Origin of the sequence: Sphingomonas adhaesiva (assembly GCF_036946125.1) — a bacterium.
In the GTDB taxonomy this organism is placed as follows: Bacteria; Pseudomonadota; Alphaproteobacteria; order Sphingomonadales; family Sphingomonadaceae; genus Sphingomonas; species Sphingomonas adhaesiva_A.
Genome location: NZ_JAQIJT010000001.1, coordinates 828,160 through 845,474 on the forward strand (window position 1 = coordinate 828,160; position 17,315 = coordinate 845,474).

Genomic DNA, 17,315 nt, shown 5'->3' on the forward strand with positions numbered 1-17,315 from the left:
GCGTCGCGCTGCGTAACGGATCGTGTCCATGGACGAAGAAGCGATCAGGGCGGCCGTCGCGGCGGTGGCGGGGACGCGCGCGACGGTGCGCGTCGAGGGGCAGCGGATCGGCGTGGTGATCGACGCCAGCGGGCTGGACGTGCCCGCGCGCGACGCGCTGGAGGCGAGCGTGCGGATGGCGGCGGCGGTGCCGGGCCATGAGGTACGCACCGTCGTCACCGCGGAGCGCGCGACGCGCCGCATCGTCGCGGTCGCCAGCGGCAAGGGCGGGGTGGGCAAGTCCACCGTCTCCGCCAACCTGGCGATCGCGCTGGCACGGGGCGGGCGGCGCGTCGGACTGGTCGATGCCGATATCTACGGCCCGTCGCAGCCGCGGCTGATGGCGGTGGAGGGCATCCGCCCGCAGGCGCGCGAACAGGTGCTGCTGCCGGTCGCGACGCCCTATGGCGTGCCGCTGCTGTCGATGGGGCAGCTGGTGGAGCCGGGCAGGGCGCTGGCGTGGCGCGGGCCGATGACCGCGGGTGCGCTGGGGCAGATGGTCGAGGCGGACTGGGGCGTGACCGATACGCTCGTCGTCGACCTGCCGCCCGGGACCGGCGACGTGCAGCTGACGATGGTGCAGAAGCATCGCCCGGCGGGCGCGGTGATCGTGTCGACGCCGCAGGACCTGGCGCTGATCGACGCGCGCCGCGCGATCGACCTGTTCGACAAGGCCGGCGTGCCGATCATCGGGCTGGTCGAGAACATGGCGGGCTATGCCTGCCCGCATTGCGGCGAGGTGTCGGACCCGTTCGGGCGCGGCGGGGCGGAAGCCGCGGCGCGCGAGGCGGGGATCACGTTCCTGGGGCGCATCCCGCTCGACATCGCGATCCGGACCGCGTCGGACGCGGGGCAGCCGCCCGCGGCGGGGGCGGAGGACCGCGTGTTCCTGCCGCTGGCGGCGCAGGTGGCGGGGTGGCTGGCGACGCATTGAGGGCGCGCGCCTCACCCTGGAGGCGATCGAAACCCGTGCGAGCATCGCGTATCGCTCGGCTCTCACCGTTCCCCGGCGAAGGCGGGACGTTTGCAAAAGGCGTGGACCCGTTGCTGCTGCACTCGTTTTGCAGAGGTCCCGCGAGGGCGGGCTCAGTTGGCGCGGCTTTTCCGTATGTTACCAACGTCCCCCAGCTGGGCCCCGGCCTGCGCCGGGGAACAAGGAGCTGAGGTTCGCAGAGCTCTCAAGCTGATCCGAGGTCCCGCCATTCGCCGCCCCGGTCGAAGCGGCACCCCGGCTCGAGGTGGGACCTTTGCAAAAGGTTACACCGTGCTCCTGCGCAGGCAGGAGCCCAGGGTTGCAGGTCCCAAAAGGCGTTGTTCTGCTGGGCCCTGGGCTCCTGCCTGCGCAGGAGCACGGCGGGTATGCGGCGCCGTTCTCGCCATTTTGCAATGGCACCGCTCAAGGCCGGGGTGACGTCGTGGAGGGAGGATCGGTCGACGCGCTACGGCGTTCTTTCCCGAAGGAGACCCGTCATGCCGTTGACTGCCGATGCCGAGATCAAGGCGCTGCTGGAGGAAACCCGCACCATCGCGCTGGTGGGCGCGTCCGACCGGCCCGAGCGGCCGTCCTATGGCGTGATGGCGACCTTGCAGGCGCACGGCTACCGCGTGATCCCGGTCAATCCGCAGATCACCGGCGAGCATGTCCATGGCGAATTCGTCTTTCGCGACCTGACCCAGTTGGGCGATCCGATCGACATGGTCGACATCTTCCGCCGCTCCGACAAGGTCGGCGAGGTGGTGGACGAGGCCATCGCGATCGGCGCGAAGGCGGTGTGGATGCAGCTGGGCGTGATCGATCCGGCCGCCGCGGCGCGCGCGGAGGCGGCGGGGCTGAAGGTGGTGATGGATCGCTGCCCGGCGATCGATATTCCACGGCTGGGTGTGGCGCCGGTCGGGGAGGGGTGAGGGGGGCGAGGCGTAGTCCGCTCCCCTCTCCGTCATTCCCGCGCAGGCGGGAATCCAGACACGCAGGTGGTGCGGCTGGAGCCGCGAGGGCAGCGTATCTGGATCCCCGCCTGCGCGGGGATGACGGCCAATAGTGACGGGTGGCCGAGCGCCTATTCCGCCTCGATCCTCGCCAGCAGCGTGCCCTCCGTCACCTGCGCGCCCGTCGCGACGTTCAGCTCCGCCAGCGTGCCGTCGAACGGGGCGGTCAGGCTGTGTTCCATCTTCATCGCCTCCAGCGTCAGCAGCTTCTGCCCGCGCGTCACCGTCGCGCCGGCGGCGACCTCGACCGCGATCACGCGGCCGGGCATCGGCGCCAGGATCGCGCCGTCGGCGGCGCCCCCGGCCGCCCCGCCCGCGGCGCGATAGGGGGCGAGCGCCCACGTCTGGCCGCCCTCTGAGATCAGCACCGCGGTGTCTTCACGCTGGTCGGCCGCGGGCTCGTCGGCAAAATCGATCGCGACGGGTGCGCCGTCGAGCAGGAACATCCCCTCGCGACGCGCGGGCGCGTTGAGGCGGAAGCCGGGGGCGAAGGCGGGACCCGCCAGCGCGGCGGCGGCGGCGGAGAGCGCCTCTTCGCTGGGCTGCGCGGGCGGCATCAGCGCCTCGCCCTCGCGCGCGATCAGCCCGGTATCGACGCGCCCGGCGACGAAATCGGGGTGGTCGAGCGCCTCGACCAGGAAGCCGGCGTTGCTGCGCACGGGCCAGACGATCGCCTCGTCCAGCGCATCCGCGAGCCGCTCGCGCGTCTCCTCGCGGGTATCGCCGTGCGCGATCAGCTTGGCGATCATGGGATCGTAGAAGGGCGAGATGACGCTGCCCTGTTCCACCCCAGTGTCGACGCGGACGTCCTCCCCCAGGTCGAACGCCTCCAGCGTGCCGATCGAGGGGAGGAAGCCCCTGGCGGGATCCTCGGCATAGAGCCGCGCCTCGATCGCATGGCCGTGGATCGCGAGCTGGTCCTGCGTGCAGGGCAGCGGCTCGCCCGCGGCGACGCGCAGCTGCCATTCGACCAGGTCCTGCCCGGTGATCGCCTCGGTCACGGGGTGTTCGACCTGGAGGCGGGTGTTCATCTCCATGAACCAGATGCGCCGCGCATCGAGGCCCTCCGACGCATCGGCGATGAACTCGATCGTGCCTGCGCCGACATAGTCGACCGCGCGGGCGGCCCTGACCGCGGCGTCGCAGACCGCGGCGCGGGTGGCGGGGTCCATGCCGGGGGCGGGGGCCTCCTCGATCACCTTCTGGTGGCGGCGCTGGAGCGAGCAGTCGCGCTCGAACAGGTGGACGACGTGGCCGTGGCGGTCGCCGAACACCTGCACCTCGATATGGCGCGGCGAGAGGATGTACTTCTCGATCAGGACGCGGTCGTCGCCGAACGACGCCGCGGCCTCGCGCCGGCACGATGCGAGCGCGTCGGCGAAGGCGGCGGCGTCGTCGACCTGCCGCATCCCCTTGCCGCCGCCGCCCGCCACCGCCTTGATGAGGACGGGATAGCCGATCGCGGCGGCCTCCGCGGCGAGCCGGTCGGGGGACTGGTCCTCGCCCAGATAGCCCGGGGTGACGGGGACGCCGGCCGCGATCATCCGCGCCTTGGCGGCATCCTTCAGCCCCATCGCGCGGATGCTGTCGGGGTTCGGGCCGACCCAGATGAGCCCGGCGTCGATGACTCCTTGCGCGAAATCGGCATTCTCGCTGAGGAAGCCGTAGCCGGGGTGGATCGCATCGGCGCCGCTCGCGCGCGCCGCGGCGAGGATGCGCTCGGGCACGAGGTAGCTCTCGCGCGCGGGCGCGGGGCCGATCGCGACCGCCTCGTCCGCCTCGCGTACGTGGAGCGCCTGCGCGTCGGCCTCCGAATGGACCGCGATCGTGCGCACGCCCATCGCGCGCGCGGTGCGGATGATGCGGCAGGCGATCTCGCCGCGGTTCGCGATCAGGAGGGAATGGATCATGGGTGGCTCCTGTTCCTCCCCGAGCTTGTCTCGGGGAGGGGGACCATGCGAAGCATGGTGGAGGGGTGGATGCGATGCTCAAGGACGTGGCGCCGCGGGCGCGGCAAGGAGGCGTCCGGCGCGCGCGAACGCTGCGGCGGAAGATGACCTTGCCGGAGGTGCTGCTTTGGCAGCGGCTGCGCGGGGGAGTGCACGGATGCAGGTTTCGGCGTCAGCATCCGTCGGGGCCGTACGTACTCGACTTTTATTGCGTCGATGCGCGGTTGGCGATCGAGGTCGACGGGGCAGGTCACGATACGCGGCGGGAGCGCGACGCGCGGCGGGACGCCTGGTTCGCCGAAGCGGGGATCAGGACCGTTCGGATCGCCGCAGCCCGCGTGCTGGCGGACGCCGACGGCACCGCGGCGGCGGTACTGGCGTTGGCGACGGCGCGCCTGCCCCTCCACCACCCGGCTAAGCCGGGCGGTCCCCCTCCCCGAGACGAGCTCGGGGAGGATCGATAGCCCTGCCCCCCTCACATCCGGAACACGCCGAAGGCGGCGCGCTCCGGGATGGGGGCGTTGTGGCAGATGCGCAGCGCCAGGCCCAGGACGTCGCGGGTCTGCGCGGGGTCGATGACGCCGTCGTCCCATAACCGCGCGGTGGCGTAATAGGGGTTGCCCTCGTCCTCGTACTTGGCGCGGACGGGGGCCTTGAACGCCTCGGCCTCGTCGGGCGTCCAGGTGTCGGCGTCGCGGTGGACGGTGGCCAGCACGCTGGCGGCCTGCTCCCCGCCCATCACGCTGATCCGCGCATTGGGCCAGGTGAAGAGGAAGCGCGGGGAATAGGCGCGGCCGCACATGCCGTAATTGCCCGCACCGAAGCTGCCGCCGATCAGGATCGTGATCTTCGGCACGCTGGCGGTGGCGACCGCGGTCACCAGTTTCGCGCCATGCTTGGCGATCCCCTCCGCCTCGTAGCGGCCGCCGACCATGAAGCCGGAGATGTTCTGGAGGAACAGCAGCGGCACGCGCCGCTGGCAGGCGAGCTCGATGAAATGCGCGCCCTTCTGCGCGCTTTCGCTGAACAGGACGCCGTTGTTGGCGAGGATCGCGACCGGCTGGCCATGGATCTGCGCGAAGCCGCAGACGAGCGACGCACCGTACAGCGACTTGAATTCGTGAAAGGTGCTGCCGTCGACCAGCCGCGCGATCACCTCGTGCACGTCATAGGGCGCGCGGACGTCCTGCGGCACGATGCCGTAGAGGTCGTCGGCGGGATAGAGCGGCGCGGCGCCGGCGGGGAAGGTGGCCGGGGGCGGCGGCAGCGTCGCGACGATGTCGCGGACGATCGACAGCGCATGCTCGTCGTTCTCCGCGACGTGATCGACCACGCCGGAGCGGCGGCCGTGCGTCTCCGCCCCGCCCAGTTCCTCCGCCGAGATGACCTCGCCGGTCGCGGCCTTCACCAGCGGCGGTCCGGCGAGGAAGATCGTGCCCTGGTTGCGGACGATCACCGTCTCGTCGGACATGGCGGGGACATAGGCGCCGCCCGCGGTGCAGCTGCCCATGACGCACGCGATCTGCGGGATGCCGAGCGCGGACATGTTCGCCTGGTTGAAGAAGATGCGCCCGAAATGCTCGCGATCGGGGAAGACCTCCGCCTGGTGCGGCAGGTTCGCACCGCCCGAATCGACCAGGTAGATGCACGGCAGGCGGTTCTCCTGCGCGATCTCCTGCGCGCGCAGGTGCTTCTTGACGGTCAGCGGATAGTAGGTGCCGCCCTTCACCGTCGCGTCGTTGCACACGATCATGACCAGCCGGCCGCTGACGGTGCCGATGCCGGCGATCATCCCCGCCCCCGGCACCTCTCCGTCATAGAGGCCGTTCGCGACCAGCTGCCCGATTTCCAGAAAGGCGGTGCCAGGATCGAGCAGGCGCTCGACGCGGTCGCGCGGGAGCAGCTTGCCGCGCGACACGTGGCGCTCGCGGCTCTTGGCGTTGCCGCCGAGCGCCGCTTCGGCGACGCGGGCGCGCAGCTCGTCGGCGAGCGCGCGATTGTGTGCGGCGTTGGCGCGGAAGGTCGCGTCGTCGCGCGAGAGGGCGGTGGAGAGGGCGGGGCCGGTCATCGGGCGATCCTTCCGAGATAGGCGGGCGCCTTGCCCCTCCACCACGCTCCTGCGGAGCGCGGTCCCCCTCCCCGAGCGAGCTCGGGGAGGATCACGACGCTGCTCCGATCAGTTCGCGGCCGATCAGCATGCGGCGGATTTCGTTCGTCCCCGCGCCGATGTCGAGCAGCTTCGCGTCGCGCAGGTAGCGCTCGACCGGCCAGTCCTTCGTATAGCCCGCCCCGCCCAGCGCCTGCACCGCCTCGCCCGCGACGCGGAACGCGTTCTCGCTGGCGTAGAGGATCGCGCCCGCGGCGTCGAAGCGCGTCGTCTTGCCCGCGTCGCACGCCTGCGCGACCGCATAGACATAGGCGCGCGCGGAGTTGAGCGCGACGTACATGTCGGCGACCTTCGCCTGCATCAGCTGGAACCCGCCGATCGGGGTGCCGAACTGCTGCCGCTCGCGCACATAGGGCAGGACGGTGTCGAGGCAGGCCTGCATGATGCCCAGCTGAATCCCCGCGAGCACGGTGCGCTCATAGTCGAGCCCGCTCATCAGCACGCCGACGCCGCCGTTCTCCGGTCCCATGACGTTGGCGGCCGGCACCTCGCAATCGGTGAAGACGAGCTCGGCGGTGGGGCTGCCGCGCATCCCCATCTTGTCGATCTTCTGTCCGATCGCGAAGCCGGGCATGTCCTTTTCGATCAGGAAGGTGGTGATCCCGCGCGAGCCCTCGCCGGTCCTGGCATAGACGACGAGGACGTCGGCATAGGGCGCGTTGGTGATCCAGAATTTCGTGCCGTTGAGGACATAGCCGGCGTCGGTCCGCTCGGCGCGCAGCTTCATCGAGACGACGTCGGAGCCGGCGCCCGCCTCCGACATGGCGAGGCTGCCGACATGCTCGCCGCTGATGAGCTTCGGCAGATACTTCGCCTTCTGCTCCGGCGTGGCCCAGCGGCGGATCTGATTGACGCACAGGTTGGAATGCGCACCGTAGCTGAGGCCGATCGAGGCGGAGGCGCGGGCGACCTCCTCCTGCGCGACGACATGCTCCAGATAGCCGAGACCCAGCCCGCCATCGGCCTCGTCGACGGTGATGCCGTGCAGGCCCAGCTCGCCCATCGCGGGCCACAGCTCGTCGCGGGGGAACCAGTCGTCGGCATCGATGCGCTGGCTGAGCGGTGCGATGCGTTCGTCGGCGAAGCGGCGCGTGGTGTCGCGGATCATCTCCGCGGTCTCGCCCAGCGCGAAATCGAGGCCCTGCATGCGTCTCTCCTGCTCGTCCTGCGCGACATCTAGGCGAGCGGCGGACGATAGTAAAATTGCCGCGAGCCGCGCCAAACGATAGACACCGTCTATGCTCGACCGCTCGCTGCTGCGCTATTTCCTCGCCGTCGTCGATCAGGGCAGCTTCACGCGCGCCGCGGCGGCGTGCCGGGTGACGCAGCCGACGCTGTCGGCGGGGATCGCGAAGCTGGAAGGGCTGCTGGGCGAGCCGGTGCTGATGCGTACCAGCCGCCGCGTCGCGCTGACCGCGGCGGGCAGCCGGCTGCTCGGACATGCGCGGCGGATCGAGGCGGAGTTCGCGCGCGCCGAGGGCGCGCCGACCGAGGCCAGCGCGCGGCTGATGCGGGTGGGGATCGTCTCGACCATGCCGGCGCGGCTGATCCGCGCGGCGGTGGCGCAGGCCCTAGCGGCGGCGCCGGGCGAGCGGCTGGAACTGATCGAGGGGCGCGACCGCGAACTGGCGGCGGCGCTGGACCGCGGGCGCGTCGATGCGGTGGTGGCGCCGGACGCGGTCGAGCGGGGCGGGGGCGGCACGGCGCTGTTCGAGGAAGGCTATGGCGTGGCGATGGCGGCGCGCCACGCGCTGGCGGGCGAGGCGCAGGTTGCGGCGGAGCGCGTCGCGGCGGAGCCGATGATCGTGCGGCGGCACTGCGAGGCGCTGAGCGAGGTCAGCCGGCACTTCACCAGCCGCGGGGTGCGCCCGTTCATGGCGGCACGCACGACGAGCGACGATCGCGCGGCGGCGTTCGTGGCGGCGGGGCTGGGCGTGACGGTGATGCCGGAATGCTTCGCGGGCGACGGCGTCGCGGTCGTGCCGCTGGAGGGGTTCGCACGGCGGCGGGTGGTGGGGCTGGTGACGGCGGCGGATTCGGCGCGGCGGGTGGCGGACAGCCGGCTGGTCGAGGCGCTGGTGGCGGCGTTGCGGGAATGAGGGGCGCCGTTCCCCGGCGAGAGCGGAACCTTTGCAAAAGGCTGCACCGTGCTCCTGCGCAGGCAGGAGCCCGGAGTTGCAGGTCCCATAAGGCGTTGTTCTGCTGGGCCCTGGGCTCCTGCCTGCGCAGGAGCACGGCGTGGGCTCGGTGCCGTTGCACCTGTTTTGCAGAGGCCCCGGCCTTCGCCGGGGAACAAGGAACTGAGTTTTCGCAGATGTCTCGACCTGGTCCGGGGCCCCGGATGCCGGGACAAGCCCGGCATGACGGTCAGGATCGACCCGGGGTTTCGCGCCCCGTCCGCACGGCCTACACGTATCCGCTGCAACCATAAGAGAAGGGGAACGATGAGCCTGTTTCGCAGGAAGCCGATCGGGGTGGAGCAGCATGCCGGCACGGTGCTGGCGCGGACCTTGTCCTGGCCGCATCTGGTCGCGCTGGGCGTGGGGGCGATCGTCGGGACGGGCATCCTGACGCTGATCGGGGTCGGGGCGGACCGTGCGGGGCCGGCGGTGATCCTGTCGTTCGTAATCGCCGGCGCGATCTGCGCCTGCGCGGCGCTCGCCTATGCCGAGATGGCGACGATGATCCCGGCATCGGGCAGCGCCTATACCTATAGCTACGTGGCGCTGGGCGAGGTGATCGCCTGGGTCATCGGCTGGTCGCTGATCCTGGAATATTCGCTGGTCGTCTCCACCGTGGCGGTGGGCTGGTCGGGCTATGCCAGCGCGCTGCTGACGCCGTGGGGATTCCCGGTCGCGCTGACGCAGGGGCCGGAGCTGGGCGGCATCGTCAACGTGCCCGCGGTGTTCATCATCGCGGTGGTCGCGGGGCTGCTGTCGCTGGGGACGAAGGAGAGCGCGACGCTGAACGCCGTGCTGGTGGTGGTGAAGCTGATCGCGCTGGCGGTCTTCGTCGCGGTGGCGGTGCCGCATTTCGACGCGGCGAACCTGCATCCGTTCATGCCGTTCGGCTTTGCCAAGTCGGTGTCCGCCGACGGCGCGGAGCGCGGCGTGATGGCGGCGGCGGCGATCATCTTCTTCGCCTTCTACGGCTTCGACGCGATCTCCACCGCGGCGGAGGAGACGAAGAACCCGGGGCGCGACCTGGCGATCGGGATCGTGGGGTCGATGGTGGCGTGCGTCGTCATCTACATGGGCGTCGCGGTGGCGGCCGTCGGCGCGCTGCGCTTCACCGCCTTCGCCGACAGCCCGGAACCGCTGGCGCTGATCCTGCGCGGTATCGGCCAGCCGGGGTTCGCGACCTTCCTGGCGGCGAGCGCGGTGATCGCGCTGCCGACGGTGCTGCTGGGGTTCCTGTTCGGGCAGAGCCGCATCTTCTTCGTGATGGCGCGCGACGGGCTGCTGCCGGCGTCGCTCGCCAAGGTGTCCGCGCGGGGTACGCCGGTGCGCATCACGGTGCTGACCGCGGTGCTGGTATCGGTGATCGCGGGGGTGATGCCGATCGACGCGATCGCGGCGCTGGCCAATGCCGGCACGCTGGCGGCGTTCGTCGCGGTGTGCGTCGCGATGCTGGTGATGCGGCGGCGTGCGCCGGAGGCGAAGCGGACGTTCCGCACGCCGCTAGCACCGCTGGTGGGGGCGATCGGGGTGCTGGGATGCCTGTACCTGTTCTTCAGCCTGCCGTCGAAGACGCAAGGATATTTCGTGGTGTGGAATGTCGTCGGGCTGGCGGTGTATTTCCTGTGGGGCCGCAAGCGCGCCGGGGAGGCGTTGGGGGCGTGATGCGGCCTATCGACCGGGCACGATCCCTTCCCACAGCGCGCGGTGGTCGGCGTCATGGCCGTCCATGCCGGGCCTGGTCAGGTAGCCGCGCGCCTCGGGGATGTGGCTGTAGATCATCCGCAGCGGCCGTTCGTGCCATTGCAGGTTGAACGCCCAGCGGACGGGGAAGAATTCCATCGCCGAATAGGGCAGATGGTCGTGCACCCACCACGCGATCCGCTTCCAGTCGTCGGGCGCGGTGAAGGCCTGCGCGAAGCCGGGGACGACGATGCAGGCGGTGGCGCCCATGTGGCCCGCGGCATCGCGCCGGTCCCAGATGTGCCCGGCGAAGTTGCGCTCGTTGGAGGCGCAATTGTAGCCCTTCGCGTTGCCGAGCGCGTTGACCTCGGCCGAGCGGAAGGCGGAGCGGATCGCGATGCGCCCGAAGGCGTCCTGCAGCGGCTCCAGCAGCTCCTGGCACAGCCGCGTGCCGGCCGCGATCGCCAGGTCGGGGTCGTCGGGGATGTTGGCGAGGCCGTGGAGTGCCGCGATTTCCGAATAGAGGAAATCGCGCATGTAGAAGCTCTTGGATAGCTGAACCCGGCCCAGTTCGTTGAGCCGGGAGACGGTCTGCGGTTTCTTCACGTCCACTCTCCCCGGCCGGCAGCGTAACCGGATCGTCCGGCGAAGGCGAGATCAGCGCTTCCTGACGAACTCCGCGCGCAGGACGAGGCCCTTGATGCCGTCGAACCTGCAATCGATCTCCTGCGCGTCGCCGGTCAGGCGGATCGATTTGACGACCGTGCCGCGCTTGAGCGTCTGGCTGGTGCCCTTCACCTTCAGGTCCCGGACCAGCGTCACGCCGTCCCCGTCCGTCAGCAGATTGCCCACCGCGTCGCGCACTTCCACCGCCTCGACCGCGGGCGTCGCCGCGCCGGCGGCGACCCACTCGCCGGTCGCGTCGTCATAGACGTATTCGTCGCTCATATGGCTCCCCCGGAACGAAGAAGGGAGGGCGCGGCGGCCCTCCCTTCCCACGGTCGATGATGTGCGCGTCGCCTACGCGGCCAGGTTGCGCAGCACGTACTGGAGGATGCCGCCGTTGAGGAAATATTCCAGCTCGTTGACGGTATCGATCCGGCAGCGGGTCAGGAACTTCTCGGTGGTGCCGTCCGGGCGCGCCAGCGCGACCTCGACGTCCTGACGCGGGCGCAGCTTCGCGACGTTGTGGATCGTGAAGGTCTCGTCGCCGGTCAGCTTCAGCGTCTCGCGCGTGGCGCCATCGGCGAACTGGAGCGGCAGGACGCCCATGCCGACCAGGTTCGAGCGGTGGATGCGCTCGAAGCTCTCGGTGATGACCGCGCGGACGCCGAGCAGGTTGGTGCCCTTCGCCGCCCAGTCGCGCGACGAGCCGGTGCCGTATTCCTTGCCCGCGACGATGACGAGCGGGGTGCCGTCCGCCTTGTGGCGCATCGCCGCGTCGTAGATCGGCATGACCTGGCCGTCGTAGCGGCTCATCCCGCCCTCGACGCCGGGCACCATCTCGTTCCTGATGCGGATGTTGGCGAAGGTGCCGCGCATCATGACCTCGTGATGGCCGCGGCGCGCGCCGTAGCTGTTGAAGTCCTGCTTCGACACCTGATGCTCCTGGAGCCAGGTGCCTGCGGGGCTGTCCGCCTTGATCGAACCGGCGGGCGAGATGTGGTCGGTGGTGATCGAATCGCCCAGGATCGCCAGCGGCTTCGCCTCGATGATGTCGGTCACGGGCGCCGGGGTCATCCCCATGCCCTCGAAGTACGGCGGGTTGGCGACATAGGTCGACCCGGCGCGCCACGAATAGGTGTCCGATCCGGTCACGTCGATCGCCTGCCACTTCGCATCGCCGGCATAGACGTTGCCGTAGCGGGCGCGGAACATGCCGTCGTCGATGTTGGCGGTCATGAGGTCCGACACCTCCTGGTTGGTCGGCCAGATGTCGCGCAGGTACACGTCATTGCCGTCCGATCCCTGGCCGATCGGCGTCTCGTTCATGTCCGACGTTACCGTACCCTTCAGCGCATAGGCGACGACCAGCGGAGGCGAGGCGAGGAAGTTGGCGCGCACGTCGGGGCTCACGCGGCCCTCGAAGTTGCGGTTGCCCGACAGGACCGAGGCGGCGACGATGTCGTTGCCGTTGATCGCGGCCGAGATCGGTGCCGCCAGCGGACCCGAATTGCCGATGCAGGTGGTGCAGCCGTAGCCGACGAGGTTGAACCCGATCGCGTCGAGGTCCGCCGACAGCCCGGCCTTGTCGAGATAGTCGGTGACGACCTGCGACCCCGGCGCGAGCGAGGTCTTCACCCACGGCTTCGGCTTCAGCCCGAGCGCATTCGCCTTGCGCGCGACGAGCCCGGCGGCGACCAGCACCGACGGGTTGGAGGTGTTGGTGCACGAGGTGATCGCGGCGATCACGACATCGCCGTCGCCGATGTCGTGCCCGCGATCGTCGACCGCGACGCGCGCCGGCGCGGCCTTCTTGTAGGTCTTCGCCAGATCGGCGTTGAACACGTCGTCGACCTGGTCGAGCGCGACCTTGTCCTGCGGACGCTTCGGGCCGGCGAGCGAGGGCACGACGGTCGACATGTCCAGCTCCAGCGTGTCGGTGAACACGGGATCGGGCGCATCGGCGTGGCGCCACATGCCCTGCGCCTTGGCATAGGCCTCGGTCAGTGCGACGACCTCGTCCGGGCGGCCGGTCAGGCGCATATAGTCGAGCGTCTTGTCGTCGACCGGGAAGAAGCCGCAGGTCGCGCCGTATTCGGGCGCCATGTTGGCGATCGTCGCGCGGTCCGCCAGCGTCATCTGGTCGAGCCCGGGGCCGTAGAATTCGACGAAGCGGCCGACCACGCCCTTGGCGCGCAGCATCTGCGTGACGGTCAGCACCAGGTCGGTCGCGGTGATGCCCTCCCTAAGCGCGCCGGTCAGCTTGAAGCCGACGACCTCGGGGATCAGCATCGACACCGGCTGGCCGAGCATCGCGGCCTCCGCCTCGATCCCGCCGACGCCCCAGCCGAGCACGCCGAGGCCATTGACCATCGTGGTGTGGCTGTCGGTGCCGACCAGCGTGTCGGGATAGGCGATCGTCGCACCGTTCCCGGCGTGGTCGCCGGTCTCGGTCGAGGACCAGACGGCGTGCGCGACATATTCCAGATTGACCTGGTGGCAGATGCCGGTGCCCGGCGGCACGACCTTGAAATTGTCGAGCGCCTTGCTGCCCCACTTCAGGAACTCGTAGCGCTCCGCGTTGCGGGCGTATTCGAGATCGACGTTATCCTCGAACGCCTTGGGCGTGCCGAATTCGTCGACCATGACCGAGTGATCGATGACGAGGTGGACGGGGACCTGCGGATTGATCTTCGCCGCGTCGCCGCCCAGCTTCGTGATCGCATCGCGCATCGCGGCGAGATCGACGACGCACGGCACGCCGGTGAAATCCTGCATCAGCACGCGCGCGGGGCGATACTGGATCTCGCGGTCGGAACGGCGCTCCTGCTGCCAGTCGACGATCGCCTTGATGTCGGCCTCGGTCACGGTCACGCCGTCCTCGAAGCGGAGCATGTTCTCCAGCAGCACCTTCATCGAGAAGGGCAGCCGGCTGATGTCGCCGAACTTCGCCTCCGCGGTCTTGAGCGAGAAATAGTCGTAGGACTGGCCGCCGGCCTGAAGCGTGGTGCGGGCGTTCAACGTATCCTGGCCGATGGCCGTCATGGGCGTGGTCCTCTTCTCAAGGGCCGTCGGGCGGCGGGCGCGGGCGGAGCGCGCGGGGCCGCGACGACGGGAACGAAACTCTCGGTCGCCGCGGGCGATAGCAGCGGTGCCGCATGTGCGAAAGGGGGGGCGGTTCGTTGGCGGTGGTGGATCGTCGGCGGGGGGAGTCTCGGAAGGGATCGAGTTTCGGGAAACGCTTGGCCATCTCAAATCTCGCCTACGACGTCCGAGTTGATACGCCGGCAACGTCAATCTGCGACGCGAAGGCCGCTGCCGGCGCACATGCTTAGCCTCGAAGTATTTCCATCACGATCTTCTGACGTTCGAGCGGAGCGCTATGCGGGTTGCCCGTTCCAAAGGGTGGTTTTGGATCATATTCCATCGCCAGTTCGACCGCTGCCGCCATGTCGTCCCCGGCGATATAGGCACAGAGTGCGAGGCCAAGGTCGATTCCTACCGTGACACCGGCAGAGGTCCAATACTTGTCGTCCCGTGTCACCCTCTCTCCGGTGTATTTAGCGCCAAAGCGAGCAAGGTAGTCCTTCGCACGCCAGTTGGTGGTGGCCTTGCGATCGCGAAGCAAACCGCAAGCGCCAAGGATCAGCGATCCCGTGCATACAGAGGCCGTGAGCTTCGTGCCTTGATCGAGCCGCACCACATTCGAGCGCACGAGTTCGCTGGCCATGCACTGCCGCAACCCCTCGGTGCTGCCGCCCGGTATGAGCAATATGTCGGTTTCGCCGATGTCTGCGATTGCAGCGGCAGGCGCGAGAGAAAGAACGCCATCGCCGGTCCGGCAAGGACTACCTGTTTCGCTTACAAAGGTAATTTGGGTGTCGGGTAGTCGCGCGAGCGGATCATACACGCCGATCGGATCAAGAGCCGTGACACCATCGAACAAGAATACTGCAATCTTCATGCCGCTTCCTTCCGTGGAGCGGCCCAGGCGAGCGGCCTTCTGTAGAACCGCGCTCCCCGATGGTTGCCCATCTACGTCGCCAGTCACGCAGCGAGGGCAGCCTACCGCTAACCTGACCTGATGCAAGATCGGAAACGAGGGGCAACCGAGTGACCTTCCCGATAACGAACGTGACATGGGACGTCCGTCGTGCGGTAGCGCCCGCTGGCCTTCGTTGGGGAGGGCAGTCCCAAAACCCGTTCCCGATCTCTTTTTCCCGAACCAGCCACCCGCGGACGCGGAAGCGGGAAGGTCCTGCGGGTTTGCGCTGTCCTACACGCATTTCGCTGCGGTATTTCCGGGCGGAGCGGTGTGGGAGACAGGGGTATGGACGGCGATAAAGGCAACAACGGCGGCGAGGGCGTGGCCGCGTTCCGGCATCGGCATGACGGGTGGACGCCGGCGCGGCAGGTGGCGTTCCTGCGCGCGCTGCGCGAGACGGGGTGCGTGAAGGCGGCGTGCCGGCACGTCGGGCTGACCACCACCTCGGCGTACCGGGTGAGGCGGCGGATCCCGGCGTTCGGGGAGGCATGGGATCAGGCACTGGTCTTCGTCGCGCCGGTGCTGGAGCGCGCGGCGATGGAGCGGGCGGTGACGGGCTGGCTGGAGCCCATCGTCTACAAGGGCGAGGTGGTGGCGCACCGGCGGCGCTATTCGGATGCGATGCTGCGGATGCTCTTGCTGCGCGAGGATGCGCGCAAGGTCGCGCCGCCGCCGCGCGCGCGCGATGAACGGCGCGAGGCGGCCGCCGCGCTGCTGAAGCAGCTGCGCGCGCAGGCGCGGCGCGGGGGAACGCCCGAGCCGGTGTGAGGGGATGGCGAGTGAAACGGCCGCCGGGGCGTGGTCCCGGGGTTGATGCGGGACCGTGGTTCTGGCGCGGCCGGGAGGAAGAGGCAGGGCGCCTGTCGGGTTCGTCACCCCGGGCTTGACCCGGGATCCCGCTTTCGGCGCGGCGGAAGAAGAAGCGCGACCCCGGCGCAAGGTGGGGCCGTTGCGACATGGATGCACGGCGCCGCGTACCGATCGTGCTCCTGCTTTCGCAGGAGCACGGTGGAGACTGTTGCAAGGGTCCCGCTGAAGGCCGGGGTGACGGGATGATGTCATTTCCACCGTCGTCCCCGCCTTGGCCGGAAGGACCGGGGGTTACTGGGCGGCGCCGCCCCAATCGAGCGTGACGGACCTCGCGGGGCCGCGCTCGGCGGTGGCATCCACGCCCTTCTGGCGCAGCGCCTCCACCACCGGCGCGGTGCGCGCGGGGGCGCCGCGCACGATCACCGGCTGCCCGCGCGTCGTCGCGGCCCAGCCCGCCAGCGACACCGCCGTCGCATCCGGCGTGTCGCCGTCGAAGGCGATCGGCGGCAACGCCGTGACCGGGGGCACCATGGTCAGGCGCCAGCCGTCGAGTTCGGCGGCGGCGCGGTCGGCGAGCGCGCGGTAGGTCGCGAGCGTCGCGCCCGGCAGCGGGGCCATGCGCACCAGCGCGCGGCGGGTCGCGCCGTCCACCAGCACCGCGTCCGGCGCGACGCCGGCGAGCAGCGCGATGCGGCGCGCGACGCGGTCGCGCTCGCCGGTGGCGGGGGTGGCGCCCAAGTCGGTGGTACGGGCGGCGGCGATCTGCGCGGCCTGCGGACCGCCTTCGTCCTCGCCCACGCGCAACTGGTCGATGTGGAGGTCGAGCCGGCGGCCGACCGCGCTGCCCGCGGCGCGGATCGCAGCGCCGTCGGCGTTGCGCGCGAATCGCGGGGTGAGCACCGCGGCGCGCACCGTCACCGGCTGCGTATCGAAGTCGATGTCGAGCTGGCTGATCCGCGCCTCCCTGGGGAAGGGGGCGAGCACCGCCTCGCGGATCTGGCGGCGGGCGACCGATTCCCAAGCGATCTGGCGCAGCGCGATGCCCAGCGGCACCGCGAGCGCGAGCAGCCCGACGACGATCAGCGTCCCCTGCAGCCGCGTCTGCTGCGGCGACAGGTGCGAGCCGAAGCCGTAAAGCCGCGCCATCCCGCCCGCGACCAGCGCCATCGAGACGAGGTTGGTCATGAACAGCAGCAGCGCGCCGCCCGCCACCGGCCCGTTCCAGGTCGCGATGCCGAAGCCGACGACCGCGAGCGGCGGCATCAGCGCGATGGCGATGGCGACGCCGACGACGGTCCCGCCCTGCCCCCGGATGACGCCGTAGGCGCCCGCGATCGCGGAGAGCATCGCCACCATGAGGTCGAAGAGGTTCGGGCGGGTGCGCGCGGCGATCTCGCTGGTGACGGTCTGGAGCGGGGACACGGCGACGAAGGCTGTCGAGAGCACGATCGCGATCAGCGAGCCGAGCGCGAGCGCCAGCCCCGCGCGGCGGATCTCCGCCAGGTCGAAGGTGGCGATGCCGAAGCCCAGCCCCAGGATCGGCATCATCAGCGGGGAGATGAGCATCGCGCCGATCAGCACCGCGGAGGAGGGCAGCAGCAGCCCCAGGATCGAGATGCCCGCGGCGATGACGATATGGAAGAGATAGCGCCCCGACCAGCCCGACTGCGCGGTGAGGCGGTCCAGCACCTCGGCATGGGCGACGCCGCCGGTCACCTTCATCGACCACCAGCGGCGCAGCGTGGCGCCGGTGGACCGTCGTCGCCGCACGGACGCGCCCGTCGTCGCCATGTCGG

Annotated in this window: 14 protein-coding genes and 1 riboswitch; of the genes, 6 read left to right on the forward strand and 8 right to left on the reverse strand. The window is 70.1% G+C overall.

Features of this window, described 5'->3' with window-relative positions; genetic code table 11:
• The first annotated feature begins 28 nt into the window (after window positions 1-28).
• Both PGN23_RS04040 and PGN23_RS04045 read left to right on the forward strand, forming a co-directional pair.
• Window positions 29-973 carry an Mrp/NBP35 family ATP-binding protein gene (locus PGN23_RS04040; RefSeq protein ID WP_335301549.1) on the forward strand — a complete coding sequence of 315 codons (945 nt, stop codon included), beginning with the start codon at window positions 29-31 and terminating at the stop codon, window positions 971-973.
• 536 nt (window positions 974-1,509) lie between these two features.
• Window positions 1,510-1,944: a CoA-binding protein gene (locus tag PGN23_RS04045; protein ID WP_335301550.1), complete on the forward strand. Its 435-nt coding sequence runs from the start codon at window positions 1,510-1,512 to the stop codon at window positions 1,942-1,944.
• Window positions 1,945-2,096: 152 nt separating this feature from the next.
• Here PGN23_RS04045 and PGN23_RS04050 read toward each other — a convergent pair whose 3' ends face one another.
• Window positions 2,097-3,935: an acetyl/propionyl/methylcrotonyl-CoA carboxylase subunit alpha gene (locus PGN23_RS04050; protein WP_335301551.1), complete on the reverse strand. Its 1,839-nt coding sequence runs from the start codon at window positions 3,933-3,935 to the stop codon at window positions 2,097-2,099.
• A gap of 74 nt (window positions 3,936-4,009) precedes the next feature.
• Here PGN23_RS04050 and PGN23_RS04055 point away from each other — a divergent pair, with 74 nt between their 5' ends.
• Complete coding sequence (locus tag PGN23_RS04055) at window positions 4,010-4,438, forward strand: endonuclease domain-containing protein (protein WP_335302075.1); 429 nt, start codon at window positions 4,010-4,012, stop codon at window positions 4,436-4,438.
• Between the two features lie 11 nt (window positions 4,439-4,449).
• Here the strand turns inward: PGN23_RS04055 and PGN23_RS04060 are convergent, their stop codons facing one another.
• Together PGN23_RS04060 and PGN23_RS04065 are read right to left on the reverse strand one after the other, a co-directional pair.
• Window positions 4,450-6,042, reverse strand: a complete 1,593-nt coding sequence (locus PGN23_RS04060) for a carboxyl transferase domain-containing protein (protein ID WP_335301552.1) — start codon at window positions 6,040-6,042, stop codon at window positions 4,450-4,452.
• A 91-nt stretch (window positions 6,043-6,133) separates the two neighbouring features.
• Window positions 6,134-7,288 (reverse strand): acyl-CoA dehydrogenase family protein, encoded by a 1,155-nt coding sequence (locus tag PGN23_RS04065; protein WP_335301553.1) that lies wholly within the window; start codon window positions 7,286-7,288, stop codon window positions 6,134-6,136.
• A 91-nt stretch (window positions 7,289-7,379) separates the two neighbouring features.
• Here PGN23_RS04065 and PGN23_RS04070 point away from each other — a divergent pair, with 91 nt between their 5' ends.
• Together PGN23_RS04070 and PGN23_RS04075 are read left to right on the forward strand one after the other, a co-directional pair.
• Window positions 7,380-8,240, forward strand: coding sequence for a LysR family transcriptional regulator (locus PGN23_RS04070; protein WP_335301554.1), 861 nt, complete (start codon window positions 7,380-7,382; stop codon window positions 8,238-8,240).
• A gap of 345 nt (window positions 8,241-8,585) precedes the next feature.
• The gene (locus PGN23_RS04075) at window positions 8,586-9,983 is read left to right on the forward strand and encodes an amino acid permease (RefSeq protein WP_335301555.1); all 1,398 of its coding nucleotides are present in this window, start codon (window positions 8,586-8,588) and stop codon (window positions 9,981-9,983) included.
• 6 nt (window positions 9,984-9,989) lie between these two features.
• Here the strand turns inward: PGN23_RS04075 and PGN23_RS04080 are convergent, their stop codons facing one another.
• The 4 genes from PGN23_RS04080 to PGN23_RS04095 form a co-directional block, all read right to left on the reverse strand.
• Window positions 9,990-10,607, reverse strand: coding sequence for a hypothetical protein (locus tag PGN23_RS04080; protein WP_335301556.1), 618 nt, complete (start codon window positions 10,605-10,607; stop codon window positions 9,990-9,992).
• 51 nt (window positions 10,608-10,658) lie between these two features.
• Entirely contained in the window at window positions 10,659-10,949 is a 291-nt protein-coding gene (locus PGN23_RS04085) for an alkylphosphonate utilization protein (protein ID WP_335301557.1), read from the reverse strand.
• A gap of 72 nt (window positions 10,950-11,021) precedes the next feature.
• Window positions 11,022-13,709 (reverse strand): aconitate hydratase AcnA, encoded by a 2,688-nt coding sequence (acnA, locus tag PGN23_RS04090; protein WP_335301558.1) that lies wholly within the window; start codon window positions 13,707-13,709, stop codon window positions 11,022-11,024.
• 286 nt (window positions 13,710-13,995) lie between these two features.
• On the reverse strand, window positions 13,996-14,628 hold the full coding sequence (locus PGN23_RS04095) for a DJ-1/PfpI family protein (RefSeq protein ID WP_335301559.1): 633 nt from the start codon (window positions 14,626-14,628) through the stop codon (window positions 13,996-13,998).
• 14 nt (window positions 14,629-14,642) lie between these two features.
• A riboswitch (ZMP/ZTP riboswitch) is annotated at window positions 14,643-14,725 on the reverse strand.
• 269 nt (window positions 14,726-14,994) lie between these two features.
• On the opposite strand from PGN23_RS04095, the gene PGN23_RS04100 reads away from it, so the two are divergent.
• Window positions 14,995-15,477 (forward strand): hypothetical protein, encoded by a 483-nt coding sequence (locus PGN23_RS04100; RefSeq protein ID WP_335301560.1) that lies wholly within the window; start codon window positions 14,995-14,997, stop codon window positions 15,475-15,477.
• A 333-nt stretch (window positions 15,478-15,810) separates the two neighbouring features.
• Here the strand turns inward: PGN23_RS04100 and PGN23_RS04105 are convergent, their stop codons facing one another.
• Window positions 15,811-17,310, reverse strand: coding sequence for a DUF389 domain-containing protein (locus PGN23_RS04105; protein ID WP_335302076.1), 1,500 nt, complete (start codon window positions 17,308-17,310; stop codon window positions 15,811-15,813).
• Between the last annotated feature and the right edge of the window lie 5 nt (window positions 17,311-17,315).

What these genes read in the sequence shown, in the direction of transcription:
- PGN23_RS04040 (WP_335301549.1), top strand. Translation starts at nt 29, where the DNA reads ATGGACGAAGAAGCGATCAGGGCGGCCGTCGCGGCGGTGGCGGGGACG.
- PGN23_RS04060 (WP_335301552.1), bottom strand. Translation starts at nt 6,042, where the DNA reads ATGACCGGCCCCGCCCTCTCCACCGCCCTCTCGCGCGACGACGCGACC.
- PGN23_RS04055 (WP_335302075.1), top strand. Translation starts at nt 4,010, where the DNA reads ATGCTCAAGGACGTGGCGCCGCGGGCGCGGCAAGGAGGCGTCCGGCGC.
- PGN23_RS04095 (WP_335301559.1), bottom strand. Translation starts at nt 14,628, where the DNA reads ATGAAGATTGCAGTATTCTTGTTCGATGGTGTCACGGCTCTTGATCCG.
- PGN23_RS04070 (WP_335301554.1), top strand. Translation starts at nt 7,380, where the DNA reads ATGCTCGACCGCTCGCTGCTGCGCTATTTCCTCGCCGTCGTCGATCAG.
- PGN23_RS04105 (WP_335302076.1), bottom strand. Translation starts at nt 17,310, where the DNA reads ATGGCGACGACGGGCGCGTCCGTGCGGCGACGACGGTCCACCGGCGCC.
- PGN23_RS04045 (WP_335301550.1), top strand. Translation starts at nt 1,510, where the DNA reads ATGCCGTTGACTGCCGATGCCGAGATCAAGGCGCTGCTGGAGGAAACC.
- PGN23_RS04100 (WP_335301560.1), top strand. Translation starts at nt 14,995, where the DNA reads ATGGACGGCGATAAAGGCAACAACGGCGGCGAGGGCGTGGCCGCGTTC.
- PGN23_RS04050 (WP_335301551.1), bottom strand. Translation starts at nt 3,935, where the DNA reads ATGATCCATTCCCTCCTGATCGCGAACCGCGGCGAGATCGCCTGCCGC.
- PGN23_RS04075 (WP_335301555.1), top strand. Translation starts at nt 8,586, where the DNA reads ATGAGCCTGTTTCGCAGGAAGCCGATCGGGGTGGAGCAGCATGCCGGC.
- PGN23_RS04065 (WP_335301553.1), bottom strand. Translation starts at nt 7,288, where the DNA reads ATGCAGGGCCTCGATTTCGCGCTGGGCGAGACCGCGGAGATGATCCGC.
- acnA (WP_335301558.1), bottom strand. Translation starts at nt 13,709, where the DNA reads ATGACGGCCATCGGCCAGGATACGTTGAACGCCCGCACCACGCTTCAG.
- PGN23_RS04085 (WP_335301557.1), bottom strand. Translation starts at nt 10,949, where the DNA reads ATGAGCGACGAATACGTCTATGACGACGCGACCGGCGAGTGGGTCGCC.